We start from the raw sequence: 26,635 nt of genomic DNA on the forward strand, positions 1-26,635 counted from the left end.
GCTCAGCCGGATGCCTTTTGGTTGACCTTTCGCTGCGCAATGGTGGTCAGCTTCTTGTCTGCCGCCTTTTCCTCGTTGAGCGTCGTTGTAAGAAGCCGGGCGACGGCTTCGTTGCCGCTCTCCTGCGCCCACGCAATCAGCGTTCCGTAGCGGGTGATTTCATAGTGCTCGACGGCCTGCGCCGCGGTGATCAAGGCGGCGTCGAGCACCTTCTTCTCTGCAACCTCGCCGGCGATCTCGTTGGCCTCCTTGATGATGCCGTCGATCGCCGGGCAGGTTGTCCCCTTCGCCTTTTCGCCAATTAGTTCGAACACTTGCTCGAGCCGCTGCACATGTTTTTCCGTTTCAAAGAGATGCGCCTTAAAGGCAGCCGTCAAATCGCGATTGGTCGCCTTTTCGACCATGTCGGGAAGCGCCTTCAGGATTTGCTTCTCGGCATAGTAGATGTCCTGCAGAACATGCAGGAACAGGTCGTCCATCGTCTTGATGTCCTTCGTAAACAGGCCCACGACTCACTCCAAAATCTGAATGCTGAATATGCCGGAACAACGTGCGGCGTCAGTTCCCGTTCCAGCCGCCCGCCGCGCCGATGAATGCGGCATGAGCGTGACCGAGGCTGGGCCGCCGATGCCGCAGGAACGAATGTCGTCTTCTGGCGTTGCGGCTTGTCGGACCAATTTCCGGCTTGCCCCGTATCTATGGAAAATCGCCATATGGAGATGGCCGCGTTCCATTCAACAAGTACAAGTCTGCGCAGTTAGTTGTCAGATCCAGCCCCCGGCATTCCTCCAGGAATGTTGAATGTCGCGTGCAGAGGCCGGACACGATTTGCTGGTCGGGCCTAGCCGATCTATGGCGCTCGCATGCGCGAAAGGCAGCACACTGCATACCCCCCGCGCGGACGCTACGCGGCATTCCGCTTGAGTATCACAGCGAAGTGGTGCGCATCCGTGGCTCGACGAACGATTGATGGACTTGCCGAGCCTATTTCATTGGGGAGTGATCCGCCGGCCGCCAATCTTGTCGGAGCCGTCAGGTACGCGCCCGTCGCCGGTTTGGCCGCGCTCGCTGCCCCAGGAAAGGGGCGACGTACCGACCGTCTTTTATCAATACTTCACCATAGAGGCAGCGGTTCCGGAACCTTTCTGATTGCCACGGACTTCCGGGAGCCACTGTGAATCCCAAATGAAGGAATGTCGGCATGAAAGTAACCGCAGCAGGCATCGACCGCATCAAGATCGGTAATGCGGACGCAACTGGCCACGGCGCGCATTTCGTCGTTTGGCTTTATCTCCAGGTCGACGAAGGCGGCACACAGACCGGTCAGGAACTTGTGGTGTCGGTCCCGTACGACGCGAAGATGACCTTCGACGATATCGCCACCCAGGCGTTCGAGAAGGCGCACGCCATGCTGCTCGCTTGCTGCGAGATAGACGAGTCCATGTGGTGGAAGCAGTTCAACCGCAGCCTTGCGCCGCTGCCGGAATGGACGCCTGGTGCGCAGTAATTGGGAGGCGTAGCGTCCCAACAGGGCCCATGCCAGATTCTGAATAATACGGCCGAGACTTGGGCACTTCGCCAGGCAGCACGGTGGCCAGAGAACGAACCCGCCGTGCGGGCTAGGCCGTGAGGTGAGTTAGGACCACGAGCGGGACGTCGCCAGGCGTCCGGCGCGGTCAGGCACTCGCTTTGCGCCCGCATACAGTTCGGAGGTCGAGGAAGCGGTCACTCATTCCGCCCTCCGGATGCGTTGACGCGTGTAGCGCACATCCTGTCTGTGGTTAGCAGGATGGCAGCTCTTTAGCCGGAGGACGCTGGATGCGTCTTGGCTCTAGTATAGCGGCTGTCGCTCTGGCTAGCATGATGGCGGGACGATCAGCAAAGGAAGAGCGGGCGATCCGAGCCGCAAAGGCGCTAGCTGGCACGCATGTTGGCTATCGCATGGAGTCGCGACGCCGAGCCAGCGCTCGGGAACTGGCGGCGGCCCATGGCCGCTGGCATCGTCTCATCGAGGGCGTCGGACGCGCCCAGGTTTACAGCATCGACGACGGTCAATCCGTTAAGTTAGGATTGCGGGTGTGATCCATCATTAGCATTCGGATGATTACATCATTTCGGAAAACGCATTTGGCCAAGCTGCGATGTCATCATGAGCCTTGAGCGAAAGATCGTGGCGTGCCTCGGATCGAGCAGCACGGCAGGCAAAGGACAAGCATTTGATTGGATCGCTGAGCTTCGCCGCCGGCCGCGCAACGGCCGATTTGAGTTTCGGAATTTCGGCGTCGGTGGTGACTTGGCCTATAACGCGCTACAGAGGTTGCCAGACGTGGTTGCCTGTCGGCCCCACAAGGTTGTCGTTTGGGTTGGCGGCAATGACGTTCTCGCCGTCGTGTCAAGCAAGGCACGGCGTTTCTTCGCTTTATCGAAGCGCCTCCCATGTAGTCCGTCACCAGACTGGTATCGCGAAAACCTCGTCGAAATAGCCCGTCGACTAAAGCGAGAAACTGAGGCGGAGGTGGGGCTTTGCTCCCTCTGTCCCATTGGAGAAGCCTTGGACTCGGATGATCCGTTCCAGAGCGAACTCAATCGCCGGGTCGAGGAATATTCCGGGATCGTGGCATCTGTCGCGGATGAGGAACGCTGCGTCTACATTTCGCTCTATGAGGCGATCGCGGAAGCAGTTCATGCCTCGCCCGGTCGGGCCTTCACGGCGTTCAGATTTCTTCCATTCTACCGCGATGCGTTTCGCGTACTGGTGATGCGACAGTCTCCCGACGAAGTCGCACGCAGAAATGGGTGGCTTTTTCACACCGACGGCGTGCATTTGAACAGCCGTGCGGGGCGGATCGTAGCTGATTGCATACAGAAGTTCATCGACGCCTGATTAGCAGCGGTTTGAGAAGCCCATCATCTGCAATGAAGTCACGATTGCAGTTTATGGCTGTTTCCGACCGAGGAAGCATTGAGGCCGATCTGGATCAGACTGCCGCCCGTAGGCGAAGGGTTGGGCGTCGCGATCTTCTTGATGATGGCTTTCATTCTTGTCGGTCATGGTATCCTCCTCGTGCAATCATGCCTCGCGCTACGATTTGCGAAACGGATGCCTCGACGCCGTTCAGCGAAATGCCGAAAGAGAAGCTCGCGTTAAAATCCACGCCGAAGGAAGCTCAAGGCGGCCGGTGGTCGATGCGTTCCGTTCGGATCCTTTCGGAAGGCTCGAGCTATGGAATCGGTCTGGTTTTCGGGAGGAGGAGAGGGCGTTTCTGGCTGTCTGCGCTTATTCGGTCGGGGAAGCCGATTGCTTGGCCAAGGTCCAATATCTTTTGGAGATCGAGGCGCGCGGCCAGCTCGACCTGCCCGAGCACATTCAGGCTCTTCTTGGCTCGATGATACCGAAGCCACGAGACACGCCGCCGGACAGCTTCGGCATCATCAGCAGCTTGCCGGAAAGGTTAGTTGTGGGACTGAACTGGTGCGCCGCGCGGTGCCTGGCTGCCGCTGCCGGCCTATTCGCCTGATCTCAATCAATCGAAATGGCCTTCTCGAAAATCAAGGCGCTGCTCAGAAAGAAGGTCGCGCGATCCTTCGACGCTTTATGCAACGCGCTCAGGAACATATGCGACCTGTTCAACCCGCTACAGTGCAGAAACTTCTTCAAAGGCGCCGGATAGGAGGAGAGCCATCGGGAGCGGAACCTAAAGGGACGGGGAAGCATTGCGTTTCCATGTTCAGTGACAAAGAAACCCTGATCGTGGAAGCCTGCCTCCTGGCAGCCATACCGGTCTCGATCGGCATGACCGTCCTGTCGGCTGTCATCTTCAACTGATCAGCACGCGCGGCATTCGGCGGCATTCAAGAGGCGTCTGGCACGATGGTGAGCGGCTGGTTACTATCCGCAGCCAAATTGGCGGCAAGGGCTTCGAGCGCTTGAACGTCAGGCGCGTAAGCAGCGGCATGCGCAGGATATCGTCTCTGCTGCGCGCGGTAAAAGTCCAACCATTTTGGCAAGTCGGCGATCGGGAACGTTCCTCGCCATATGTCTTTCTGGAGCGTGAATGTGCCCGCCCTCGAATCGTAAGTCGCTATCGTCTTCATGCCAGCCTCATAGCATGGCTCGACCGGGAACCATGCTCGGCGCTAACTGTTCCTGTGTGAATGCATCGGTGAGGAACAAGGCATGGCAGCGCCCCGCGCGGTTTGGAAAGGCTTCCTGAAGGTCGGGTCGGTGTCCTGCGGGGTGAAGCTGGTGGGTGCGACCACCGAGGCCGGGAAGGTTCATTTCAAAATCCTCAATCGGGAAGACGGCTTGCCCGTCAAAAGCGCCTATATCGACGAAGGAACCGGCGAAGCCGTGCCGACGGAAGACCAGATCAAGGGCTATGAGGCCGATAAAGGCGATTTCGTTGAGATCGAGCCGGACGAGATCAAGAAGCTGAAGCTGACATCCCAGCATACGCTTGACGTGGAAGGCTTCGTCGCAATCGATGAGATTGACACGCGCTACCTTGAAAAACCCTATTACGTCATTCCCGCTGACGGTGCCGCCGTAGAGGCATTTTCGGTACTGCGCGAAGCCATGGCCAAGAAGCGTGTCGCTGCGCGCTCCTGTGTGGTGCTCTATCAGCGGGGCAGAGAGGTCATCATCCAGCCCTTCGGCAAAGGAATGTTGTTGACCGAGTTGCGAACTCACAACGAGATGGTTTCGGAGCGCAGCGTTTTCGACGACCTGAAGAGCCCGAAGTACGATAAGGATCTGCTCGAAATCGCCGGGTTGTTGATCGACAAGAAGGTCACGAAGTTCGACCCGTCGAAGTTCGAAGACACCTATGAGGATGCGTTGATCGCAATGATCGATGCCAAGCGGAAGGGTAAGAAGCCGCCCAAGCCAGCGCCAAAGCCCAAGGAGAACGTCGTCGACCTTGCCTCCGTTCTGAAAAAGAGCTTGGAGAAGGAAGGGATCAAGGGCGGCGCGAAGGCGAAACCGACGCGCAAATCGGCTTAGTCGCTTCGGTTACCATCTGTGAAACCCCAGAGGTGGTGCCTGCGTGCAAGGGTGGCCCGGGCCTTCGGCCCGACGGCTCCGGTCAGCGGGCTTTTCTATGCCGCCGCACGGTTGCGGTGATGACGTTGATACCTTCGACGTATTCATGGTCTGGATCAGTGAAAGCCTTCGTCAGGCAAGTTCTAATGTGCATGAATTCGTCTGCAACCAAACCTGCGTCTGCGGACAAGCGGTCAACCCCAGCCGCTGAGAGAAATCGCAGGAGCCCGTCGCCAATCTCTCCCGAGCAAGAATAGTCCCTTCATTGCCAGCCCGTGGATGCCCAGCATCGACCTGCGATGATGGTGGGCATCCACTTAACTTGATTGCGAGGAGCTACCCAATTGCCGATCCCGGAAAGTCTCAATGATCATCAACTGAAGTTCGATTGCCCACGATGCTCGCATCCGATCATTCGCCGTGGCTCATGGTTCAAGGTCATTTCCACTTTCAGGTGTCCGGGTTGCAACGGGACGCTCCATCTCGGCTATCCCGAAAAGGTCCGCATCTTCGAAGCTCACAAGCATCTAGCCGGCTAGCGCGCAAACCCCATAGCGTAAAAGCCTCGCGCCGGCAGCGGCTAAGCTTCATCCGAAGCGAGCGCCTTAGCCCAATCGGCTCTGAGATCTCTCGTGCGATCGGAAGGGTCGGGAAAAGCGGTTGGAAACAACGCCTCCTTCCAATTTGCTCTGCGCGGCAGTTTTTGCTCACGTTGCGACGGCTATCGGGCCTTCAACGGAGTTGGCACATGGAAATTGAGTTCATCGATCTGACACCGGAAAATGGCCTCGTACCAACGTCGCCGATCGCTCGCTTACATGGTGGATGCGCTAAGGGGGCTCCGCAGCGGATCTCAAGGACCCACGGAGCGTCGCTATCACGCTTGCCCGGGCGGACTTCGATCCCTTTCTGTTGGCGCCGGCCGGAATGATATTCATCCCCTGCTGTCGTGGTGAGCCCCAACGAGGCGGAGAGCGCCAAGATTACGATATGGCTGCGGGGACTTGCGTGCTCGCCAACACGCTTGTTGAGCTTGCTAATCTCTGACGAAAGCGGCTGGCGGCCGCCACCGAGGAGGCGAATGAAGGATCACGTTCACTCCCACCGATAGCTGCGCGGTAAGCCGGAACTTTCGTCCGTGCCCCTCATTGTCAGTGCAGGTATTCAACAGAAAGGAGCACCACCATGACCACCCCGTCCGGGCATACCGAAGCCATTGCGGCCTCGCGCGTCATCGGCACGTCTGTCTACAACACCGAAGGCAAGAGCATCGGCAGCATCGAGGATGTCATGCTCGACAAGATGTCGAACGGCATCATGTTTGCCGTGATCGGCTTCGGCGGCTTCCTCGGCATGGGCGAGAAGTACCACGCGATCCCGTGGGCGACCCTCGACTATGACGAGGATCAAGGCGGCTACGTCGTGCCGTTCACCAAGGAGCAACTCCAAGCCGCGCCCGCATATTCGATCGAGGAGCTCACCGGCGCCGATGGCGAAGCCGCCCGCGATGCTTCATTCCAATATTACCACGTGAAGCCCTATTGGCACTGATCGCTTGATCGACACGTGGAAATCGAAAGGCCCCCGCGAAACGGGGGCCTTTAACGTCAGCGCCGAAGGGAACCGGGCAAGCCAACGCGTGGCTGAGCGTTGAACCGGGCGTAAGTCGGGACGCCTTTATACCCCTCAATAAATTTCGCGAGCGAATGTGGTAGCGCGTCAGCAGCATGCTGAGCGACCAGCGACGCAGTAAAGCTTGGTCTGATCGGCCGCTTGAAGCACCCGTGAGGAAGATTTGTGGCACGCTTCGCTGCAGGATGCAGCGAGTAGAGCGTACGTCCTATGGACGCCATGCAATAAATGTGCCTGGATTTCCCTCGGTGTCAGAACAAAAATCGATACCGTGCCGCGATCAGGTGTCGCCTTCCATATGACTCTCTTCGCACAATACGAGCGTACCGGCAGATAAGCATTTGTCACCAACCAATCGCCGACGATCGTCTCGACCAGATCCGGCTTCACGGCGCCCATCTCAGCTGGTCAGCGCACCGTCGGTTCTCAGATCAAGACCCAGGCACCTGAAGTTTCTGAGCAGCAGCGCTCTCAGCATCACTTGGCTCGTGACGCGTCCATAATCGTGAAAATTTGACGGCGCCGCCTGCATCCCGCTGTCTCAGATGGCCATCTGGTGCATCGAACTATCGGGATGAACTGACCAGCCGACGGAGCAACCGATAATCCTTTAGATCTTTGTACGGGGTGAGATCCAGATCCGCTGGCACGTTGCGAAGTCGTTCCTCATCGATCGCCTTTTCATGCTTCTTAATAACGCTTTGATAGCGTCGCCACGTCAGTCCAGCACCTCTGACGGCGTCCCTTTCGACGCGCAGGGCGATCTGATGCGCGTGCAGATAATGAAGCCCGAGCTCGTCCAACAGAGCTTTCTCAACAATTTCGTGGCACACCAGAAACGGCTCGAGCCGCACGTCCTTGCCTCGCCATCTGATTGTGCGCGGCAGATGCCGATCGATGTAAATCGACGTGGCATCGCTGCTGTACCCGGCAATGTAGGGAATATCGAACTCGTGGCTGACCCTTGCCCGTCGATGAAGGGCGGCAACGACGTCGGACAGAACGAGGTCGCTTATGTCTTCAGAGTTGTGATGGACTTCGTCGGCTAATTTCAAACTCGGTCCTTGCCCGGGCGCCCCCGTCCACGGGACAGGACGAGGGCGAATTTCCCGATTGTCATTTGTTGATGATGATGCGCTGCTTGTCGCGATTTTGAGCGTATGTGGCCTTGTCGTAGGCAGCCTGAGCCTTCAACTGCTCCTTGGTGAAGTTCGTGTAGAGGTAGCGGTTGCCGTTCTTGTCGGTCATGAACCTGAGGTTCTCCATACCGATGGCCACCTCTTTTTTGCCAATGCCTAGAAAGCCGCCCACATCGACGACTATGGTGTCGACCTTCTTGTCGCCCGTCAGAATGACGTCGCCGATATCGCCCACCTTCGCATCATCAGCGCCATAGACGTTGGTGCCAATCAGATTTGCCGCGCTGATTTTGTCTGACGGCATCTCGGTCAACGACGACTTGTCAATTGAGGCCGTTGCGGTTTTATCCGTCTTTGCCGGAGCGGCCTGGCCGTCCGCCGTGGGCTGGGCCGTGGCGGGCGCAGACGCCGTGTCGTAAATCTTGGTGTCGAAATTGGGCTGGGCTTGAAGTTCTTCCTTGGTGGTCTTTGCCACCAGCCAGCGATCGCCCTTTTTGTTGATCCATTCGAGCTTGCCGAAATCGTAGGCAACATTCTTTTCGCCCACGCCGAGGAAGCCGCCAACGCCAATGATGACGAGCCTGGCCTTGCCGTCCTTGTCCAGGACGATGTCCTTAACATCGCCGATCTTCGTCGCATCGTCAGCGGTGCTGTCATAGACCGCGGCTCCCATAATCTTCGAGACGAGGTTGCCATCCGTAACTGGAGCAACAATCGCGGTCTGAGTAGCGGGAGTATTTGCGGCATGGGCGCCGGCCGCGTAGAACGCGGTCGAAATAAGAGCGGCCGTCGCCGCTGTAGCCAGTATCTTCCGGATCATTGTGAAATTCCTTCTGTTGCCTGGTTGATTGACCATCGGTGTCTGCCGACGTCATTTCGATCAACGGAAGCAACGGCCTTACGTTCCCAACGTGTCCCTGGTCTCAACCGGCACAGACTGGCGGCCTTGAGATCCCGCTCCCAGGCCTCGACAAGCAGGGAGTAATTTCTGGATCGGCTGGAACACTTCACTTGTCCTTTCGAGCCAAGACTTAATCGCGTTGTTCGCACGGAAAAGGCGGCGGGCCGCGCGCCGGAAGTTCGTACCGGATTGAGAACTCGCTGAAATGGGTGAGGGAGAGAGTGGCATCTCACGCAACGTACACCGAGAATGCGCGGTCTTTTTGATTGGTCGAGGCGCGGCCCGTCCTGAACAACAGGGATGCGCTGACAAGCCTAAGACCACCTGATGGCTAAGTTCAAGGAAGCTCTTGAGCATGGCAAGAAAGCCCACCGCAAGCCTACTACTCGGAATAAGGGGCAGGACACGTTCGGCAGGTTAGTCGCGTTCAGCGCGCCTTCAATTAGGATGCCTGACACGGTGACAGGCGGCTACGTCTACGCTGACGCGCTTCCGAAAAAGGCTCCGGTGCGAATTACCTCCCGCTCGGGCCGACCCCGATCAAGGTGCCGCTTTTAGTTCTTGCTCACCGGTCGTCCAGCACCCCAACGTGATGGCGGTAGACCATGCCCCAACCCTTCCAGCCGGTGAACAGCAGGATGAGAACCACAATAAGGGAAAGGACCACGCCAACCGGTATCACGGCCGCGTCGCCGTGCGAGTACCGCGAATACCAGTTGTAGAGTTCAATGACGACTACAAGCACATTTACCGCCTGCCCGCGTGAAGGCACGCATCCCCCAGATTGCGGATCTGGTCGTCGCCCAAAACTATTGGCCGACACGATCACGTCGCCAGGGCGAAGGCCGTTCTCCATGGCGAAGCTGTTCGGCGCGACGTCTTGGATAAACAGGCCTGCGATGCCGGGGCGAAGGCCCAGTTGCTGACGCGCGTTGTCTGGGATCGGGCTGAGTGGCAGCCCGAGGCGATGCTCCGCCGCCTCCGGGCCAGTAACAGCACCGTTTGTACCTCTTCGTCCTTGCGTTGACCGACGGTCAGGGACAATTACTGGCGGCGGCCATCACAACTTGTAGTCAACGTCGCTGTCGAGCCCGGCTTCTGGCTTGCCGCCACCAGCGCCAGATCACGGACGCCTTCGATGTCCTTGCCGTTAAGTTTGATGATCACGTCACCTGCCTGTATCCCTGCCTTGTCTGCCGGACTGCCGGCTCGACCGACGCGACCAGCGCTTCTTTGCTGCCCGGTACTGCAAGCGCCAGGACAATCCACGGCGTGACCTCTTGGAAACGTACGCCGATAAACCAGCCCTCGATGTGGGCAGTGCGAATCAACTGATCGACCACGCTTTGGGCAGTTCTGGACCGCACGGCGAAACCGATTCCTATGCTGCCGCCCGAAGGTGACACGATGGCCGTATTGGCCCCGATCGCTTCGCCGCGCGCGTTAAACAGCGGAGCGCCTGAATAGATCTCCCTATTTCGTATTTCCTGCGTCACATCCGCGAGGCTTACGCGCAAAGTCGGATACGTTTATTGACGGCCAGCCTAGCTCCAACAGGAGCCGCTGTTTTGAGGCGGGTCTTTGTCAGAGCAATTCGACGACACCGCCCTGTTCCACCCCTTCGAACATCGCCGACAGGCGCTGACACCCTGCCAAGGGTGCCCATGCAATAAAGGCTTTCCGAGCCGCCTCGGCCCTCTTAGCGTCCCTGCTGGGGGCAAGGCATCGAGCACCCTCACCAAGCCCAACCATCCACCCACCAGGCCGAAAAAGAAATTTGTCGGCGTAACAGCTGATCGGCTGGATGCCATGGAGGCTGAATTTTGATTGAATGGTGAATTACTATAGTGCGCCGGCCATCGCGGTATCTGGACGACGGGGCTGATGGCAGCAATCCCGGGACCAGGGACCTAACGGCCAAGGTCGAGCCAAGCTGGTGCGTGATCACTCGGCTTTTCCCAGCCTCGGGTTTCGACATCCACGCCGGCATATCGAATGTTCTCGTCCAGCGATGGGCTGACAAGCAAGTGATCCATGCGCAATCCGGAGCTTCGGTCGTAGCCGCCGCGGTAGGAGAAGTTCCAGTAGGTGTAGATGCCCTTGCCTGGGTAAATCCGGCGCATCGCGTCCACCCAGCCCAAGGATAGCATGTTCGCGTAGGCTTTCCGGCTTTCCGGGAAGAAGACGGCATCGCCCAACCAGCGAGCAGGCACCACGGCGTCTATCTCGGTTGGCACTACATTGTAGTCACCACACAGCACGGCGCGCTCGTCCAGGAGCGATCTGCTGTAGGTGACGAGACGTTCGAACCACCGCAGCTTGTAATCGAATTTGGGTCCTGGCGCCGGATTGCCATTGGGCAGGTAGATGCAGGCGACGACCATGTTGTCGATCTCCGCCTCCAGATAGCGGCTATGCGTATCGTCGGGGTCACCAGGCAAGCCGCGGCGGCGCTCGATGGGATCCCTCCCGCGCGCCAGTATCGCCACGCCGTTGTAGGATTTCTGGCCATGCCAGATAGCGCCGTAGCCGGCGTCCCGGATCGCCTCGATCGGAAATTTGTCGTCGGAAGTTTTCAATTCCTGCAGGCAGACCACGTCGTAGCTGGTTTCGCCGAGCCACTTCAGGAGCACCGGTAGGCGGCCGTTGACACCATTAACGTTGAAGGTTGCGATCCGGGTCACCGTTTGTCTCCCTGAGCGGCTCCAAGAACAAACGCAAGGCGCTGGCGCCGGGTTCAACTTTCTCTGGAACGATTGTCCAGCCTGCCGATTGAATTTCGATGGCTTATTCATGGAAGGTTTGCATGCCGCGCAACGAGAAATCGAAATACACCGAGATGCAGGAGCGCCAGCCGCGCAAAGACAAAGGTCAAGAGCGGCGGGAAGGGGCCGCCAAAACACCCGGCAAGACCAACGATTGGGACCGCGACGCAGTGCATGGCGACGGCGACACCGTCGGTATCGAACGCGACTCCAAATAGCAGTATGGCGGACCCTCACCGGCGCGGCGGTATTGAAACGAACTGGATTGAAGGCCAATCTAAAGGCCATGTCCGCACGCCGCAAAATTTCTCCAACTGGTAAGTTAATTGCTGAGTGGCCCCTGTCTTCGGCGGCGACGCTTGGATCGTCGGTGCGGGCGAGGGGCATTTTCCTCGAGATCCGTGCTCGCCTTCCTGCGGCTTTGAGAAAGCTGCTCCATATTGAATCTCGAAAAGTGACCTTGCGCCTGCCAGAGGGCTCCGATGCTGATATTCAGGCGGCTTCGGCGATCGTGCTCGAGGCCATGCACGACATCGAAGACTTGCCGGTGATCCCGCGCGAAGTCGAGGACATCCTCACGATCAAGCAGGGCGAGCGGCGCCGCTGGCTGAAAGACGGTCGCTTGCAGAGCGCGGGGACCAAGACAGTCAAGCTTGGCGGTCGAGCCAGGAAGATAACCTTCCACGTCTTCGATCCGGGTCACATCGAGGATGTGCTCGACCGCGATCTGGTCACAGTCTGGCGCGAAGAAGACGCGGCGAGGGTCGCCGAGAACCGGCGACGCGCCGCCGCGAAGACTGCCATTAAACGCGCGCAAAAGAGGGGCCACGGTCCTGCAAATGATATTGACGAGAGTTGCGACGAGGCGACCCGCCTGCGGGGCTGGGAAGACTTCGATATGAACGGGCTCTTACGGTGACTGGCGTTTCGAATATCAGGTCTTCGGCCGCTGACGGCAAACCATGCGGCTGACGGTCGACGAGGATTGGCAGAAAACACCTTCATGGGTGTGAAGCCGGTATCAAGGGTCAAACGGACCGTGCTGCCGAGCTCAACCTTCTGGAACGATTGAATGAAATATTCGCTCACGACGACGGCTTACCGTATCGGCATCTCGCCGCGAAACAGCGGCTGGTGGGCCCGCATCAAGGCGCTAATCCGGTTGGCGACTTTTCGGACCGGCGGGGAGTGACGTTCCTCGTGATGGGTGAGGATCCATTGGTCGGTTTCGAGTTCGGGGATTGGCTTGGCGACGCGAACCAGTCGCGGATCGCAGTCACCGACGAAGCACGGAAAGACTGAAAGGCCGGCGCGGCGGCCACCAGTTCGCGCACCGAATGGGTGTTGTTGCCGCGCACCGCGATGCGGTCGCCGGCAAGATGCGCCCCTCGACGATACCCTGCGCCAGGTACCGAACGCTTGGGCGCAAGCTTCAGGAAACGCCTCATCTCGACTACCTGAAGAGCTTCAGGACGGCCAGCGGGTCGACGGTGTTCGTACACCTGGAGGGATCGACAACTCGGGGGCGGTGACCGATACCTGGTACCAGGCGTGCAAGAAGGTTCAAGACATCGGTCTGACTTTGCCGCAAGGGGTGATCGGCCCGGTAGCCGATGATGAGTTCGGCATCCTCCATGGTTTTACCGCGGACGGGTATACCAACCGCGAAGTACGCGACTACGTGGAAAACGTCCGTTCTCGGCTCTTGCAGGTGCCCGATGTCGCCAAGGTAGACTTGATCGGCTGAAGGATCTCTGGCCATGCCAGAATGGCGCCAGAATCAGCCGCCGCGGTCGCATCGGCGGGGAATTTCTCATCTGGCGGTTTGAGCTCTTGCAGGCATACGATGTCGTAACGGGTTTCGGCGAGCCACCTCAGGAGGACCGGCAAGCGTCCGTTGACGCCGGTTACATTGAAAGTTGCGATAACGATCATCTTATCAACCGCATGATGTTCCTTCCAACCATCAGCCGGGCTCCCCGCGCCCATTCCTGTAGGACTTGGCCGCTTCATCGATCTTGCGCCAGTCGTTCCCGTATCGGCGCAAAAGCTCCCGCGCCTGGGCCGGCGAAATGTTATGCGTTTCGACGATATGTTTGACTTCTGCCTCTTCGCCTTTCAGCGGTCGTGAACGAGGCCTTCTAGGGTCTGTTCCCGGCATGAATCCATTCTCCTGGCTCGGGATCAACCTTTCAGAGCCCGGAAGGTTTCCGTGCTTTGCTCGTCCGATTTTCACCCCCCATCCGGTAGGGCCGAGGAACGAGCCCTTGGCAAGCAGGGAAAGAAAATGTTCCCGCCGGACCTGGCCATGTAGAGGGGGGAGGACGCTTCCCCGCTCATTCGCCGAGTTGTCGTTTAGCCCAGCGCTTTGGAACCCAGAGGAGCTTTTCGCGTTACTTTCCTCGCGGAGGTGTCCGCGACGGGGTTTTTCAGCAAAACGACGTTTATCTCGGTCAGCTGAGTGTGAGGGGCGCTGTGGGTAGGCTAGCATCGAAGGCGCAGTTGGACCGCCGGCACATCTTGAATGCGCTCAAAGCGTTCCGGCGTGGGGACTTTTCCGTCCGCATCGAGAATGTCTACGACGGACTCGATTCCGATATCGCCGATGCATTTAATCAGATTGTGGAAATCAACGACCAAGTTACGCGCGAGTTCGAGCGGCTGAGCAGGGTGGTCGGTAAGGACGGGCGGATCGGTGAGCGCGGCCGCGTTCGCAACGCCACCGGAAGTTGGGAGAGCAGCGTTCGCTCCGTCAACAATCTGATCGAGGACATGGTTCAACCGACGACGGAAGTCGCCCGTGTCATTGGAGCCGTGGCCAAGGGTGACCTGTCGCAAACCATGATGGTGGAGATCGACGGCCGGCCCCTGCGAGGTGAGTTCCTTCGCATCGGCAAAGTCGTCAATACCATGGTCGGGCAATTGGGCTCCTTTGCCTCGGAGGTCACTCGCGTCGCCCGCGAAGTGGGCACAGAAGGCAAGCTCGGAGGGCAAGCGCGCGTCAAAGGCGTGGCTGGCACCTGGAAGGACCTGACTGACAACGTCAATGCGATGGCGACCAACCTGACGGGGCAGGTCCGCAATATTGCCGAGGTTACCACGGCCGTCGCATCGGGTGATTTGTCGAAGAAGATTACTGTCGATGTGAAAGGGGAAATTCTCGAGCTTAAGAACACCATCAACACAATGGTGGATCAGCTCAATTCATTCGCCTCGGAGGTGACGCGCGTGGCGCGCGAGGTCGGCACCGAAGGAAAGCTTGGCGGCCAGGCGCGTGTCGAAGGTGTCGGAGGGACTTGGAAAGATCTGACCGACAACGTCAATTTGATGGCCGAGAACCTGACCGGCCAGGTTCGCAACATTGCCGAGGTGACGACCGCCGTCGCTCTCGGCGACCTTTCGAAGAAGATCACCGTCGATGTGAAGGGCGAGATCCTCGAGTTGAAAAATACCATCAACACGATGGTGGACCAGTTGAATTCGTTTGCCTCCGAAGTCACCCGCGTGGCGCGCGAGGTCGGTTCCGAAGGCAAGCTGGGCGGTCAGGCCCAGGTGCGTGGTGTTGCGGGCACTTGGAAGGACCTCACCGACAATGTGAACTCGATGGCCGAAAACCTGACCGGCCAGGTTCGCAACATTGCCGAAGTGACGACGGCCGTCGCGTCGGGCGACCTGTCGAAAAAGATCACCGTGGCCGTCCAGGGAGAAATCCTGGAGCTCAAGGACACCATCAACACGATGGTCGACCAGCTCAATTCTTTTGCCTCCGAGGTGACGCGCGTTGCCCGCGAGGTCGGCACTGAAGGCAAGCTCGGCGGTCAGGCCGAGGTGAAAGGCGTCGGCGGAACTTGGAAAGATCTCACCGACAGCGTCAATCTGATGGCCGCTAACCTCACCGGCCAGGTGCGCAACATCGCCGAAGTGACCACGGCTGTCGCCCGTGGCGACCTGTCGAAGAAGATCACGGTCGACGTCAAGGGCGAAATTCTGGAGCTCAAGGACACCGTCAACACGATGGTCGACCAGCTGAATTCGTTTGCCTCCGAGGTGACGCGCGTGGCGCGCGAAGTCGGTTCCGAAGGCAAGCTCGGTGGCCAAGCTCACGTCGAAGGCGTTGCCGGCACCTGGATGGATTTGACTGACAACGTTAACGCGATGGCCGGCAATCTTACGGTGCAGTTGCGCGACGTCTCCAAGGTGGCGACGGCCATCGCCACCGGCGACCTGACCCAGAAGATCACGGTCGACGCCCTAGGTGAGATCCTTCAGATCAAGGACGTCATCAACACGATGGTCGACCAGCTCAATTCGTTCGCCTCGGAAGTGACGCGCGTGGCGCGCGAGGTGGGCTCCGATGGCAAGCTCGGCGGACAGGCGCAGGTGCGTGGGGTTGCCGGGACATGGAAGGATTTGACCGACAACGTCAATGCCATGGCGGCCAATCTGACCGGCCAGGTTCGCAACATCGCCGAGGTCACCACCGCCGTGGCGCTCGGCGATCTTTCGAAGAAGATCACAGTCGACGTCAAGGGAGAGATTCTGGAGCTGAAGTCGACGATCAATACGATGGTCGATCAGCTGAACTCATTCGCCGGCGAAGTGACACGAGTCGCACGTGAGGTCGGCACTGAGGGCAAGCTCGGCGGCCAGGCGCAAGTTCGTGGCGTCGCTGGCACGTGGAAAGACCTAACCGACAACGTGAATTCCATGGCCGAAAACCTGACCGGCCAGGTGCGCAACATCGCCGAAGTGACCACCGCAGTGGCGCGTGGCGATCTGTCGAAGAAGATTACCGTCGACGTCAAAGGCGAGATACTCGAGCTGAAGTCGACCATCAACACCATGGTCGATCAGCTGAATTCGTTCGCCGGGGAGGTGACGCGCGTGGCGCGCGAGGTCGGCACCGAAGGCAAGCTTGGCGGTCAGGCGCGCGTTGAGGGCGTCGCTGGAACCTGGAAGGATCTGACCGACAACGTCAACCTGATGGCGACGAATCTCACCAATCAGGTGCGTGGCATCGCGGATGTCGTGACGGCGGTTGCACAGGGAAATCTACGCAGCAAGCTGACGGTGGACGCCAAGGGCGAGATTGCCTCCTTGGCCGACACCATCAACGGCATGATCGAGACGCTCGCCACCTTTGCCGACCAGGTAACCAACGTCGCGCGCGAAGTCGGCATCGAAGGCAAACTTGGCGGCCAGGCCCGTGTGCCGGGTGCCGCCGGCCTCTGGCGCGACCTGACGGACAACGTCAATCAGCTTGCGGCCAATCTGACAACCCAGGTGCGTGCTATCGCTGAGGTGTCGACGGCGGTGACCAAGGGTGATCTAACACGCTCGATCAGCGTGCAGGCGTCGGGCGAGGTGGCGGCACTCAAGGACAACATCAATGAGATGATCCGCAACCTCAAGGATCAGACACTCAAGAATGCCGAACAGGACTGGCTAAAGACAAATCTCGCCCGATTCTCGCGCATGCTGCAGGGCGAACGCGATCTGGCGACCGTGTCGCGTCTGATCATGTCGGAGCTGGCGCCGTTGGTGAACGCACAATACGGCTTATTCTACGTGACCAACCGAGAAGAAGACGAATCCTATCTCGAACTCGCCGCGTCCTATGGCGCCGAGAGCAAGGCCGCGATGAAGCAGCGGTTGGATCTGCGCGAGGGACTTATTGGGCAAAGTGCTGCCGACAAGCGCGCAATTGTGCTCGACAATGTGCCGCCGGATTTCCTTCGTGTCACGTCCGGCCTTGGCAGCGCCGCCCCCGCCAATGTCATCATCTTGCCGGCCCTGTTCGAAGACGAAGTCAAAGCGGTTATCGAACTCGCTTCCTTCAACGAATTTCGCGATACCCACCAGTCATTCCTGAACCAGTTGATGGAGTCGGTCGGCATCGTGCTCAACACGATCGCAGCGACGATGCGTACCGAAGGGCTTCTTAAGCAATCGCAGTTGCTGACATCCGAATTGCAGGCGCGCCAAACAGAGCTGACCAAGAAACAGGAGGAATTGCACGCCACGAACGAGGAACTGCAGGAAAAGGCGCAGCTGCTCGAGAACGAAAAGAAACAGGTGGAGAATAAGAACCTCGAGATCGAGATGGCTCGGCGGGCGCTTGAGGAGAAAGCGGAGCAGCTGGCCCTGACATCCAAATACAAATCCGAGTTCCTGGCCAATATGAGTCACGAGCTGCGCACCCCGTTGAACTCGCTGCTTATCCTTTCGAACCTTCTCGCCAGCAATCAGCAGGGCAACCTCAACGACAAGCAAGTCGAGTTTGCTCGCACCATCAACTCGGCCGGGACTGATCTGCTCAGCCTCATCAACGACATTCTCGATCTGTCGAAGATTGAGTCCGGTACGGTCTCCGTCGAGATTAACGACATGCCGCTGGCGCATCTTCGCCAGCATATGGAACGCACATTCCGTCAGTTGGCCGCAGACAAAGGGCTTGGCTTCACCATCGACGTGGATCCGGGGCTTCCCGAGACTGTGCGCACCGACGAAAAGCGCCTCCAGCAAATCGTCCTTAATCTGCTGTCGAACGCCTTCAAGTTCACATCTCAAGGCCAGGTTAGCCTGCACTTCAGGCCAGAGAGAGCAGGACGACGCAATGGCGCTCAGCCTCCCAAGGCGCTCGCGATCGCCGTCACCGATACCGGCATTGGCATTCCTGACGACAAACAGAAATTGATTTTCGAAGCATTCCAGCAGGCAGATGGAACGACGAGCCGCAAATATGGCGGCACCGGTCTTGGCTTGTCGATAAGCCGCGAGATCGCTCGCCTGCTAGGCGGCGAATTGAGAGTGGAGAGCACGGCAGGGAAGGGCTCGACCTTCACGCTTGTCATTCCATTCGACGGGCCTCGGGCCGCGCCCCAGGCCATGGCATCGCTGGATGATGAAGGGTCTGCTGCTTCGCCGACCTCGGCCATGCCGACCGCGGAGTTGATGGATGATCGCGACACTCTATCGCCCAATGACAGGGTAGTGCTGATCGTCGAGGACGACCCAACTTTTGCTGGGCTTCTCTTGGGCATGGCTCGTTCCGCCGGTCTCAAGGGCGTGCTGTCCACCGCGGGTTCCGGCACGGTCGCGTTGGCGAGGAAACTGGTCCCGGATGCCATAACCCTGGATCTAGGTCTTTCTGACATCGATGGATGGGTTTTGTTCGACCTGCTGAGGCACGACCCGAAGACGGAAGGGATTCCGATACACGTCATTTCCGGCGCCGACGACGCTACCGGCTTGTCGGCCAATGGCGCGGCCAGCGTATCCGCCAAGCCGGTGTCGACTGATGACCTCATGAGCGTCTTCGAAGGTATCCATTCCAGCAAGCTTCGTGTCCAGCGCGCCGTCTTGGTGGTCGATGCAGAACCAGAGCGCCGCCTGTCACTGGTGGAGGCAATACGCGACGGCGTCACCTCTGTGACCGCCATGGCCCGGATTGCTGCCAATGGCCAAAATGTCGATTTTGCGGCCTACGACGCGATCGTGCTCGGGTTCGGCCGATCCGGCAAGGACAATGCTAAGGCGCTCGAGGAGATCGCCGCCTCGTTCGAAGGCCCACCGTCAAAGCTTTTATTCTTCGCTCCACATCCAGAAGCGCTGGAACAATTGATCGCCCTTAAACCGGAGATGGCCGACGTTCCACGAGCCGAAAATTTCGGGCAACTGACGTTGCTGATGTCGGCGGCCCTGCCACGCGAAGGACAAAGCGACGACGGCGCCGTTATGCAACCGTCAGACAAATCCGACCTTGCCGGCGCCAGGGTTCTGATTGTCGATGATGACATCCGCAACATCTATTCGCTCACCAGTGTCCTCGAGACTTATGGCATTCAGGTGCTGCACGCTGAGCGAGGCCGAGATGGCATCGCCTTGCTCGAGCAGAATCCAAACATCGATGCCGCCCTTATTGACATAATGATGCCCGAGATGGACGGCTACGAGACGATGCGCCAGATACGCGGCATGCCAGCGATTGCGCACATTCCTCTAATCTCCGTCACAGCCAAGGCGATGAAAGGTGACAGGCAGAAATGTCTCGACGCTGGTGCGTCGGACTACATAGCCAAACCTGTGGATCTTGATCTTCTGCTTGCGCTGCTTCGCGTCTGGATCGGCCGTTCGCGGCAAAATGTTGACGTGACGGAACAGCTGGCGGCGGCAGTCTGACGACAACATGCAGCGGATCGAGAAAACCAAAGGTAAGCGTCCTGGGGCTTTGCCGAAAGCGCCGGAGCGTGCGCGAATTCTCGCCGTAGATGACGACGACCGCAATCTTCTGGCGATCAGGGAAGTTCTGGATGGTATTGGCGAGGTTGCCTGCGCACCCTCCGGGGAAGAAGCTTTGCGACTTCTGCTGAAGGAAGACTTTGCCGTTATTCTGCTCGATGTGCTCATGCCTGGTTTGGATGGGTACGAGACTGCCTCGCTAATCCGGAAACGCGAGCAATCGAAGCGCACACCGATCATTTTTCTGACCGCAATCAACAAGGAAGAAGCGCATATGCTGCGCGGCTATGATGCAGGTGCGGTCGACTATGTATTCAAGCCCTTTGATCCTGTGATGTTGCGCTCGAAGGTTGCGGTGTTTGTTGAGTTGCATGAAAAGACGTTGGAGATCCAGCGCAAGGCCGCGCTCGAGCAGCGGCTCTTGGAGCAAGCGCTGCAAGCACAGGACGAGAAACTGGAGACCGAGCGCATTTTGCGCGCTTCTGAGCAACGTCAGGAAACGATCCTGCGGTCCTTGCCGGTTTGCTTTCACGCCCGATCAGCCGAGCCGCCTTTCGGGGCGAGGTTTGTGACTGCAGGTGTCGAGCGGCTGACCGGCTTTCCTGCCGAACGAATGACGTCAGAGCCAGGTTTCGGTCTCAGTCGTGTGCACCCGGACGACCTGCCGAACGTGAGGGCAGCTCTGTCCGACGCCAAGACCACAGGGGCTTACAATTGCGAGTTCCGCTGGCAGTGCGCCGACGGCAAATACCGGACTTTTCTCGACCAAGGCGTCATCTCATCCGACCCTGTAGAGGGTGCCAATGAAATCATTGGTACTTTGCTTGACGTCACAGAACGGCGCGAGCTTGAGGATAAGTTACTGCAGGCACAACGCATCGAGGCTATCGGTAAGCTTACGGGCGGTTTGGCTCATGATTTCAACAATTTGCTCGCAGCCGTCCTTAGCGGATTGGGGCTACTCGAGCGAAATTCAACCCTCGACCAACAGGCGCTAAAGGTGCTCGATTTGACAAGGCGCTCCGCCAGACAAGGAGCAGAACTCGTTAATCGGATGCTCGCCTTTTCACGACGCCAGAACCTGAAGCCGGAAGGAGTGCGGCTGACCGCGTTGGAAGAGACCATGAACGGGCTCGTCGCGCCGGTTCTGGGAGGGTTGGTCCGTTTCGAGTGGCATATAGATGATTCAGTTTGGCCAATTCATGTGGATGTGGGCCAACTCGAACTCGCGCTCATGAACCTGGTTTTCAACGCCCGTGACGCAATGCCTTCTGGAGGCACGATCGCCATACGAGCTGCCAACAATACCGCCAACCAGAATTCATACGATTTAAGGCAAGGCGACTACGTGGTCATCTCGGTCACCGACACCGGCTCGGGGATTCCTGCCGATCTTTTGACCAAAGTGATTGAACCGTTTTTCACGACAAAGCCCGTTGGAAAAGGCACCGGGCTTGGGTTGAGCACAGTGTACGGCTTCGCGAAACAGTCGGGCGGCGCCCTCCGCATCGATAGTGTGGTCGGCCGGGGAACTACGATGCGTCTATGGTTGCCTAGATCTCTAACGGAGCCGGAACTCCGGGGGGAGCGGGAGCAAATCATCCACCCTCAATACAATGGCAATGGCGCTCAGCCATCGATCTTGTTAGTCGATGACAGCGAGGCCTTGCGCGAATTGACAGCTGCGTCGTTACGGCAATCCGGTTTTGATGTGACTTGCGCCGCTGGAGGAGCTGAGGCGTTGGCTGCTATCGAAAAATCGCCGGATGACTTCGATGTGATCGTTACGGATTTCGCCATGCCGCTTGTCTCGGGCGTCGAAGTGATCCGGTTTGCGCGGAGCCTGAAGGCTGACTGGCCTGCGGTCATTATCACGGGCTACGCAGACACCAGAGCGATCGGGGCTCTGCCTAGCGATGTGCCCCTCCTTGGTAAACCGTTCAAGGATAACGAACTGATCGAGTCCATCCGGCTGGCAAAGCAATCGCGCGGGTAGACCAGAAAGCTGGTCGTCGCGAGACAAGTGCCGCAAATGCGGGAAGATCTGAGTTGGAGCGGACTCGCGAAATCGCTTATGTATCACGTTGCTCAATCCAGTAGCCTGGTCACGTCGTGGAATTGATGACGTTGTTCTTGGCGGAATGAGGACCTTTCGCACCGAATCGGCGCGAACCGCAGAGCGCATAGTCCCGGTGACAGGGGTAGCGATTCTGCTCGTTGGTCACATGGAACATTAGCGTTTGCTGTTGGTTCTGTAGCACATCAACACTGCTGCTTGTGTGTTGGCCGAAGATCAGTGGCAGCGCTCGTGAATGCCCACGCGCGCTAGCCACCCGTACGCTAGCAGAAGCCGCCGAAGCCACGAACAGGAGCTGGCCATGAAACATCAAACAATCGATCAACTGCATGCGGTTGCTGAAATTAATCCTCTGGCACCCGCCAGACCGATGACAAGAACACAACGGATCGAACGCTGGGCGGAGTTGCTTGAACGCAATCCTTCTCGCTGCCTCGCAGCGCTTACAGGAACAGAGCATCTCTATCCCGGTGTTCGGGATGAAGCGAGAGCCGCTGGATCGCCGATCACAGTCGCCTTCGAAGATTCGCTGCTGCGCAGTGCGGGCCTGGCTTCGGATACATTCGGCGCCGCCAAGAGGTTTTTCGACCTGTCCGATTGGGAGTTGCATGAAATCGTCTGCAGTTGCCATGTCGGCGCCACCATGCAGGCAGGATGGGCTGCCGGGCGAGTCCGTCGGATAGTTGCCGGTAGCAAAATCTGGGCTTGGATAAGGAGGAGTTTTCTCGCGCATTGATCCGAAGCGATTTATAGCAAATCGCTACTGTGGGGCGATGCTCGCGGAGCAAGATTGTACTCAGCGCATACGCAATGGCGCATGCCGCCGTTCTTCGGCGGCAGTGGACTCTTAAACCGGATCTTTCTTGTTTGCTCCGACGTCGTGGCTTCGCAGTAAGATCTCTGTCGGGCCGATTGCTTGTATGGCGGTGAGTCGCTGTCCGGCGGGCTCGCCTCGGTGGTGGGCTTCGCAATACCTATGGAGTGCAGTGGACTTCGCGCAACCGGTGCGCGGAACGGGACGGCACGTCCTCAGTCGATCCTGCCCGGCGATCGACATTGAGCGTTGCTCAAGGTCCCACTCTCGGCTCTGCCATTTGCGAGAGGGTGGGATCCACTGTTCACCAATACGTGACCTGGAAGTTCCGGCCAGACGCCTCCGGCTTAGGAACTTCCTTATCGGGGTGGTGTTGCTCCTATCGATGAGCAGGGGCGCACTGAGATGAATCCGGCCACAACCAACAACGTAGAAATCCGCAAATACAAGCACCCTACCGGCGGATGGGGTTCTTTGAAGTCCCTGATCCGCAAGGCCCGCGGCGAAGGATTGTTGATGTCCGGCATCTGGAGCACCCTGCTGAAGCAGAACAAGCCCGACGGCTATATGTGCGTCTCCTGTTCCTGGGCGAAGCCCGCCGAGCCGCGGCCGTTCGAATTTTGCGAGAACGGTGCCAAGGCCACGATCTGGGACCAGACGAAGCGACGGTGTGGCCCGGAGTTCTTCGCTGCCCATCCCGTCAAGGAGTTGCTCGATTGGCCAGACCATGACCTTGAGAAGCAGGGCCGCCTGCTCGAGCCGATGCGCTACAATGAGGTCACCGACAAATATGAACGGGTCCCGTGGGAGACCGCGTTCAGCGACATCGGCGCGCAGCTCCGGAAGCTCGATCCGAAATCGGTGGTGTTCTACACTTCTGGCCGTGCCTCGCTTGAGGCGTCGTTCATGTATCAGCTCTTCGCTCGCATCTACGGTTCGGGCAATCTGCCGGACTCCTCCAACATGTGTCACGAGTCGACTTCGGTAGGTTTGCCGGAGTCCATTGGCTCGCCGGTCGGCACCGTCCAGCTGGAGGATTTCAGCCACTGTGACCTGATGTTCTTCTTCGGCCACAACACCGGCGTGAGCGCGCCGCGATTGCTTCACCCCATCGAGGAGGCGCGCCAGCGGGGCATACCTGTCATTACGTTCAATCCGCTGCCTGAGCGGGGGCTCAAGCGCTTCAAGAATCCGCAAAGCCCGGTTGAAATGCTTTCGCCTGGCGCCGGCACCAAGATGTGCAGCGACTTCTTCCAGATCCGCAGCGGCGGCGACATCGCCGCCATGACGGGTATAGCGAAAGCCGTTCTGGCGCTCGACGACGCGACCAAGAAGGTCGGCGCGCCGCGCGTCCTCGACACGGCCTTCATCGAAGAACATACCGACGGCTTCGGTGCGTTCGAGGCCTATCTGCGCCGCACACCTTGGGAAAAGATTGAATCGCGATCGGGCATTGCACGTGCGGATCTCGAGCATGTCGCCGAGGTTTACAGCAAGGCTTCAGCGGTCATCGGCAACTACGGCATGGGGCTGACGCAGCACCGGCATGGGACGGAGAACGTCCATATGCTGTGCAACCTGCTCCTAATGCGAGGCAACATTGGCAAGCCGGGCGCCGGCGTCTCGCCGCTTCGCGGTCACTCCAACGTCCAGGGCCAACGCACCGTCGGCATCTCCGAAAAGCCGGAACTTGTCCCGCTCGACAAGTTCGCAGCATTCTACAAGTTTGAACCACCGCGCGAGAAAGGGCGCGATACCGTGGAAACATGCGAAGGGATTATCGATGGCTCAGTCAAGGCTTTCATTGGACTGGGCGGCAATTTCGTGCGCGCTGTTCCGGAAACGGGTCTGGTCGAAGAGGCTTGGCGGCATCTCAGATTGCATGTCCAGATCGCCACCAAGCTCAACCGCAGCCATCTGATACCGGGTGCCGTCACCTATCTTCTGCCCTGTCTCTCCCGGATCGAGAAGGATCTGCAGAAGGCCGGAGAGCAGCACGTCTCGATGGAGGATTCCACAGCCTGCACCCATGGTTCCTTCGGCTATCGGCCACCGGCTGGACCCAACCTGCTCTCCGAGCCCCGCATCGTTGCCGAACTCGCCAAGGCGACAGTGGAAGGAAAAAGTTCGGTCCCGTGGGACGAATGGGTGGCAGACTATTCGCGCGTCAGGGATGAAATCGAGCGTTGCTACCCCGACCATTTCGAGGATTTCAACAAACGCTTTCTTGTGCCCGGCGGATTTCATCGTGACATCAAGGCCTCGAAGCGGGTGTGGCAGACTCCCAATAAGAAGGCCAATTTCAAGCCGCCGACGATGCTGGAAACGGATCCCGATATCGACGTCTCGCGATCCGACGTGCTGACGCTGATCACCATTCGCTCCAACGATCAGTTCAACACCACCATCTACGGCTACCGCGATCGCCTTCGTGGCATCAACGGCACGCGCATGGTGGTGCTCATGAACGAAGACGACATCCGGCGCATGGGACTCCACGAGGGACAGATGATCAGTCTGGAGTCGGCAGCCGATGACGGGGTCCCGCGCCGGGTGAGCGGACTTAGGGTGACCACCTATTCCATCCCCCGAGGGGATTGCGCCGGCTATTATCCCGAACTGAATCCACTGATCCCGCTGTGGCATAGGGCGGAAAAGGCGCATGTGCCGGCGGCGAAATCGGTGCCAGTCCGAATAGCAATTTAAGGGGAGGAGATTTCTTGTCGAGCGGGCCCATGCCACGACGATCGGCGGCGCCAGCGAGTACTTGAGGAGCCACCTATTGCCGGTAACTCCTCGACAGCTTTATGCCGTGCGGTTGTCGGAAAATGTCAGCTCATCCGCGACCCTCAGCAATGCCCGCGATATATGAAAGAGCTTCCGGTTTTCGAACGCTCTTGCGTGCCTCCGAAGTAGGGCGATGCAGCGGCTTCGTTCAGACACCGGATCGCCACGCTGATCTTCCGGCGTATCAATGGATATGCTGTTCATGGGTTTTCCGCGTTTTCGCGGCCTTCTTCGCGGATGCTGATCTTTCGGCGGCGGCGCGGTTGGCTGAGGCGGCGCCCCCCTTACTTCCACCCTTGTGAGCGGCAGGATGCCCCGTGTGTTTGCCGCGACCCGAACCACCCTCCTTTTTGCCGCCGCCATCATCCTTGTTGACCGTTGCCCAGGCTCGGCGTTCGGCTTCCTCTTCAGAGACGCCGCGTTTTTCGTAGCCTTCGGCGATGTGGTCGGCCTTGCGTTCCTGTTTGTCGGTATATTTCGATTTGTCTCCGCGTGGCATTGTGCTGCTCCTGGTAGCGTTCGGGATGGCGATAGGGTTCAATCCATGATGCGTCGCTGGAACTTCTCTCCTAACCGCCGCAAAACCGAACGGTTCCAACTCTACCGCTGTGGGATATGGCGTCCTATTTCTTGACATAAGCGCTGGATGGCCGGCCCGATTTCGGAGCTTTGGAGTCCTTCGAATGCTCGGCCAAAGCGGGACCCGCACCTGATACTTTTTCTGTCGAAGGTGAAGGTGTCAGCCTCCGGTTTAGCCCGTCACTTTGGTGCGTCTTGTCGTTCACCTCGTCCACCGGGCGCGTAAGGCCAATCCCGGTGTCCGGCTTTTTGTTGGTTGCTGCATCTTGCGAGAAATCACCGGTGCCGCGTTGGGTCGCGGGGTATTTCGTAGCGCCGGTTTCGCGGCGGTTTTCACCGTTCGTCATCGCACAGTCTCCTTTGAAACATGGACGATTCCACAACCCCGCTGGAGCCAGCATGTTCCACCTGATATGCCCACGGTGTCAGCGCCAGTAAGCCAGGACCTCCTCCGCGGAAAACCACTTCGACATGATGCGAATATCGCGTCGTGAACAGCTTGAGTATATTTTCGGGCCTCGTCAGATGTGCTGCCGATCGCGTCCTCGACCAGGATGGTCCTGTAGCCGAAGTCGATCGCTGCGAGCAGCGTCGCCAACACGCACATATCGGCCTCTGCCACCGCTGATGTGGACGACTCGTGTTGAGATTAGCGTCAT

The 26,635-nt window shown here is 58.6% G+C and carries 23 protein-coding genes and 2 pseudogenes; 13 read left to right on the plus strand and 12 right to left on the minus strand.

What is annotated here, in order from left to right; genetic code table 11:
• Window positions 1-2: 2 nt before the first annotated feature.
• Window positions 3-509: a ferritin-like domain-containing protein gene (locus WDX12_RS17595; protein ID WP_434721400.1), complete on the minus strand. Its 507-nt coding sequence runs from the start codon at window positions 507-509 to the stop codon at window positions 3-5.
• A 692-nt stretch (window positions 510-1,201) separates the two neighbouring features.
• On the opposite strand from WDX12_RS17595, the gene WDX12_RS17600 reads away from it, so the two are divergent.
• The 4 genes and pseudogenes from WDX12_RS17600 to WDX12_RS17615 form a co-directional block, all read left to right on the plus strand.
• Window positions 1,202-1,507 (plus strand): hypothetical protein, encoded by a 306-nt coding sequence (locus WDX12_RS17600; RefSeq protein ID WP_320293602.1) that lies wholly within the window; start codon window positions 1,202-1,204, stop codon window positions 1,505-1,507.
• Window positions 1,508-2,149: 642 nt separating this feature from the next.
• Window positions 2,150-2,884: an SGNH/GDSL hydrolase family protein gene (locus WDX12_RS17605; RefSeq protein WP_434721401.1), complete on the plus strand. Its 735-nt coding sequence runs from the start codon at window positions 2,150-2,152 to the stop codon at window positions 2,882-2,884.
• 418 nt (window positions 2,885-3,302) lie between these two features.
• Window positions 3,303-3,518 (plus strand): hypothetical protein, encoded by a 216-nt coding sequence (locus WDX12_RS17610; RefSeq protein ID WP_434721402.1) that lies wholly within the window; start codon window positions 3,303-3,305, stop codon window positions 3,516-3,518.
• Window positions 3,499-3,671, plus strand: a pseudogene (locus WDX12_RS17615) (IS630 family transposase); the annotation flags it as partial. The gene WDX12_RS17610 and the pseudogene WDX12_RS17615, both read left to right, overlap by 20 nt.
• 181 nt (window positions 3,672-3,852) lie before the next feature.
• Here WDX12_RS17615 and WDX12_RS17620 read toward each other — a convergent pair.
• On the minus strand, window positions 3,853-4,095 hold the full coding sequence (locus tag WDX12_RS17620; RefSeq protein WP_320293606.1) for a hypothetical protein: 243 nt from the start codon (window positions 4,093-4,095) through the stop codon (window positions 3,853-3,855).
• Between the two features lie 82 nt (window positions 4,096-4,177).
• Here WDX12_RS17620 and WDX12_RS17625 point away from each other — a divergent pair, with 82 nt between their 5' ends.
• Window positions 4,178-5,002: a Ku protein gene (locus WDX12_RS17625; RefSeq protein WP_434721403.1), complete on the plus strand. Its 825-nt coding sequence runs from the start codon at window positions 4,178-4,180 to the stop codon at window positions 5,000-5,002.
• Window positions 5,003-6,226: 1,224 nt separating this feature from the next.
• The gene (locus WDX12_RS17630) at window positions 6,227-6,592 is read left to right on the plus strand and encodes a PRC-barrel domain-containing protein (RefSeq protein WP_126082771.1); all 366 of its coding nucleotides are present in this window, start codon (window positions 6,227-6,229) and stop codon (window positions 6,590-6,592) included.
• 647 nt (window positions 6,593-7,239) lie between these two features.
• On the opposite strand, the gene WDX12_RS17635 is transcribed toward WDX12_RS17630, so the two are convergent.
• From WDX12_RS17635 to xth, 6 genes and pseudogenes are all read right to left on the minus strand, one after another.
• Complete coding sequence (locus WDX12_RS17635) at window positions 7,240-7,728, minus strand: hypothetical protein (protein ID WP_434721404.1); 489 nt, start codon at window positions 7,726-7,728, stop codon at window positions 7,240-7,242.
• 61 nt (window positions 7,729-7,789) lie between these two features.
• Window positions 7,790-8,632, minus strand: coding sequence for a PRC-barrel domain-containing protein (locus tag WDX12_RS17640; protein ID WP_434721405.1), 843 nt, complete (start codon window positions 8,630-8,632; stop codon window positions 7,790-7,792).
• Between the two features lie 646 nt (window positions 8,633-9,278).
• A pseudogene (locus WDX12_RS17645) lies at window positions 9,279-9,461 on the minus strand (DUF2231 domain-containing protein); the annotation flags it as partial.
• Window positions 9,462-9,757: 296 nt separating this feature from the next.
• Window positions 9,758-9,880 (minus strand): hypothetical protein, encoded by a 123-nt coding sequence (locus WDX12_RS17650; protein ID WP_434721406.1) that lies wholly within the window; start codon window positions 9,878-9,880, stop codon window positions 9,758-9,760.
• Window positions 9,877-10,230, minus strand: a complete 354-nt coding sequence (locus WDX12_RS17655; protein WP_434721407.1) for a S1C family serine protease — start codon at window positions 10,228-10,230, stop codon at window positions 9,877-9,879. The genes WDX12_RS17650 and WDX12_RS17655 overlap by 4 nt, the downstream gene beginning before the upstream one ends.
• A 393-nt stretch (window positions 10,231-10,623) precedes the next feature.
• A complete protein-coding gene (xth, locus tag WDX12_RS17660) occupies window positions 10,624-11,397 on the minus strand; it encodes an exodeoxyribonuclease III (protein WP_434721408.1) in 774 nt (257 codons plus the stop codon).
• Between the two features lie 122 nt (window positions 11,398-11,519).
• Between xth and WDX12_RS17665 the strand changes: the two genes are divergently transcribed.
• Together WDX12_RS17665 and WDX12_RS17670 are read left to right on the plus strand one after the other, a co-directional pair.
• Entirely contained in the window at window positions 11,520-11,696 is a 177-nt protein-coding gene (locus tag WDX12_RS17665) for a hypothetical protein (RefSeq protein ID WP_434721409.1), read from the plus strand.
• Between the two features lie 68 nt (window positions 11,697-11,764).
• On the plus strand, window positions 11,765-12,397 hold the full coding sequence (locus WDX12_RS17670; protein ID WP_434725663.1) for a hypothetical protein: 633 nt from the start codon (window positions 11,765-11,767) through the stop codon (window positions 12,395-12,397).
• Window positions 12,398-12,623: 226 nt separating this feature from the next.
• Here WDX12_RS17670 and WDX12_RS17675 read toward each other — a convergent pair whose 3' ends face one another.
• Window positions 12,624-12,926 (minus strand): hypothetical protein, encoded by a 303-nt coding sequence (locus WDX12_RS17675; protein ID WP_434721410.1) that lies wholly within the window; start codon window positions 12,924-12,926, stop codon window positions 12,624-12,626.
• 80 nt (window positions 12,927-13,006) lie between these two features.
• Between WDX12_RS17675 and WDX12_RS17680 the strand changes: the two genes are divergently transcribed.
• From WDX12_RS17680 to WDX12_RS17700, 5 genes are all read left to right on the plus strand, one after another.
• On the plus strand, window positions 13,007-13,225 hold the full coding sequence (locus tag WDX12_RS17680; RefSeq protein ID WP_434721411.1) for a hypothetical protein: 219 nt from the start codon (window positions 13,007-13,009) through the stop codon (window positions 13,223-13,225).
• A 755-nt stretch (window positions 13,226-13,980) separates the two neighbouring features.
• Window positions 13,981-19,659 carry a HAMP domain-containing protein gene (locus tag WDX12_RS17685; protein WP_434721412.1) on the plus strand — a complete coding sequence of 1,893 codons (5,679 nt, stop codon included), beginning with the start codon at window positions 13,981-13,983 and terminating at the stop codon, window positions 19,657-19,659.
• A 7-nt stretch (window positions 19,660-19,666) separates the two neighbouring features.
• Window positions 19,667-21,715: a response regulator gene (locus WDX12_RS17690; protein WP_434721413.1), complete on the plus strand. Its 2,049-nt coding sequence runs from the start codon at window positions 19,667-19,669 to the stop codon at window positions 21,713-21,715.
• Window positions 21,716-22,097: 382 nt separating this feature from the next.
• Window positions 22,098-22,532, plus strand: coding sequence for a hypothetical protein (locus WDX12_RS17695; protein ID WP_320293620.1), 435 nt, complete (start codon window positions 22,098-22,100; stop codon window positions 22,530-22,532).
• Window positions 22,533-23,015: 483 nt separating this feature from the next.
• Window positions 23,016-25,316 (plus strand): FdhF/YdeP family oxidoreductase, encoded by a 2,301-nt coding sequence (locus WDX12_RS17700; protein ID WP_434721414.1) that lies wholly within the window; start codon window positions 23,016-23,018, stop codon window positions 25,314-25,316.
• A gap of 265 nt (window positions 25,317-25,581) precedes the next feature.
• On the opposite strand, the gene WDX12_RS17705 is transcribed toward WDX12_RS17700, so the two are convergent.
• From WDX12_RS17705 to WDX12_RS17715, 3 genes are all read right to left on the minus strand, one after another.
• On the minus strand, window positions 25,582-25,896 hold the full coding sequence (locus WDX12_RS17705; RefSeq protein WP_320293622.1) for a plasmid stabilization protein: 315 nt from the start codon (window positions 25,894-25,896) through the stop codon (window positions 25,582-25,584).
• A gap of 124 nt (window positions 25,897-26,020) precedes the next feature.
• Window positions 26,021-26,323 (minus strand): hypothetical protein, encoded by a 303-nt coding sequence (locus WDX12_RS17710; protein WP_434721415.1) that lies wholly within the window; start codon window positions 26,321-26,323, stop codon window positions 26,021-26,023.
• Window positions 26,320-26,583 (minus strand): isochorismatase family protein, encoded by a 264-nt coding sequence (locus WDX12_RS17715; protein ID WP_434725664.1) that lies wholly within the window; start codon window positions 26,581-26,583, stop codon window positions 26,320-26,322. Before WDX12_RS17715 ends, WDX12_RS17710 begins: the two co-directional genes overlap by 4 nt.
• Between the last annotated feature and the right edge of the window lie 52 nt (window positions 26,584-26,635).

It is taken from the genome of Mesorhizobium sp. RIZ17 (assembly GCF_051127865.1).
GTDB classification, from domain to species: Bacteria; Pseudomonadota; Alphaproteobacteria; order Rhizobiales; family Rhizobiaceae; genus Mesorhizobium; species Mesorhizobium humile.

Bases quoted from the DNA above. Each gene is read 5' to 3' on its own strand.
- WDX12_RS17600 (WP_320293602.1), top strand. From the start codon at position 1,202: ATGAAAGTAACCGCAGCAGGCATCGACCGCATCAAGATCGGTAATGCG.
- WDX12_RS17605 (WP_434721401.1), top strand. From the start codon at position 2,150: ATGAGCCTTGAGCGAAAGATCGTGGCGTGCCTCGGATCGAGCAGCACG.
- WDX12_RS17620 (WP_320293606.1), bottom strand. From the start codon at position 4,095: ATGAAGACGATAGCGACTTACGATTCGAGGGCGGGCACATTCACGCTC.
- WDX12_RS17625 (WP_434721403.1), top strand. From the start codon at position 4,178: ATGGCAGCGCCCCGCGCGGTTTGGAAAGGCTTCCTGAAGGTCGGGTCG.
- WDX12_RS17630 (WP_126082771.1), top strand. From the start codon at position 6,227: ATGACCACCCCGTCCGGGCATACCGAAGCCATTGCGGCCTCGCGCGTC.
- WDX12_RS17640 (WP_434721405.1), bottom strand. From the start codon at position 8,632: ATGATCCGGAAGATACTGGCTACAGCGGCGACGGCCGCTCTTATTTCG.
- WDX12_RS17665 (WP_434721409.1), top strand. From the start codon at position 11,520: ATGCCGCGCAACGAGAAATCGAAATACACCGAGATGCAGGAGCGCCAG.
- WDX12_RS17670 (WP_434725663.1), top strand. From the start codon at position 11,765: ATGTCCGCACGCCGCAAAATTTCTCCAACTGGTAAGTTAATTGCTGAG.
- WDX12_RS17675 (WP_434721410.1), bottom strand. From the start codon at position 12,926: ATGAGGCGTTTCCTGAAGCTTGCGCCCAAGCGTTCGGTACCTGGCGCA.
- WDX12_RS17690 (WP_434721413.1), top strand. From the start codon at position 19,667: ATGCAGCGGATCGAGAAAACCAAAGGTAAGCGTCCTGGGGCTTTGCCG.
- WDX12_RS17695 (WP_320293620.1), top strand. From the start codon at position 22,098: ATGAAACATCAAACAATCGATCAACTGCATGCGGTTGCTGAAATTAAT.
- WDX12_RS17700 (WP_434721414.1), top strand. From the start codon at position 23,016: ATGAATCCGGCCACAACCAACAACGTAGAAATCCGCAAATACAAGCAC.
- WDX12_RS17705 (WP_320293622.1), bottom strand. From the start codon at position 25,896: ATGCCACGCGGAGACAAATCGAAATATACCGACAAACAGGAACGCAAG.
- WDX12_RS17710 (WP_434721415.1), bottom strand. From the start codon at position 26,323: ATGACGAACGGTGAAAACCGCCGCGAAACCGGCGCTACGAAATACCCC.
- WDX12_RS17715 (WP_434725664.1), bottom strand. From the start codon at position 26,583: ATGTGCGTGTTGGCGACGCTGCTCGCAGCGATCGACTTCGGCTACAGG.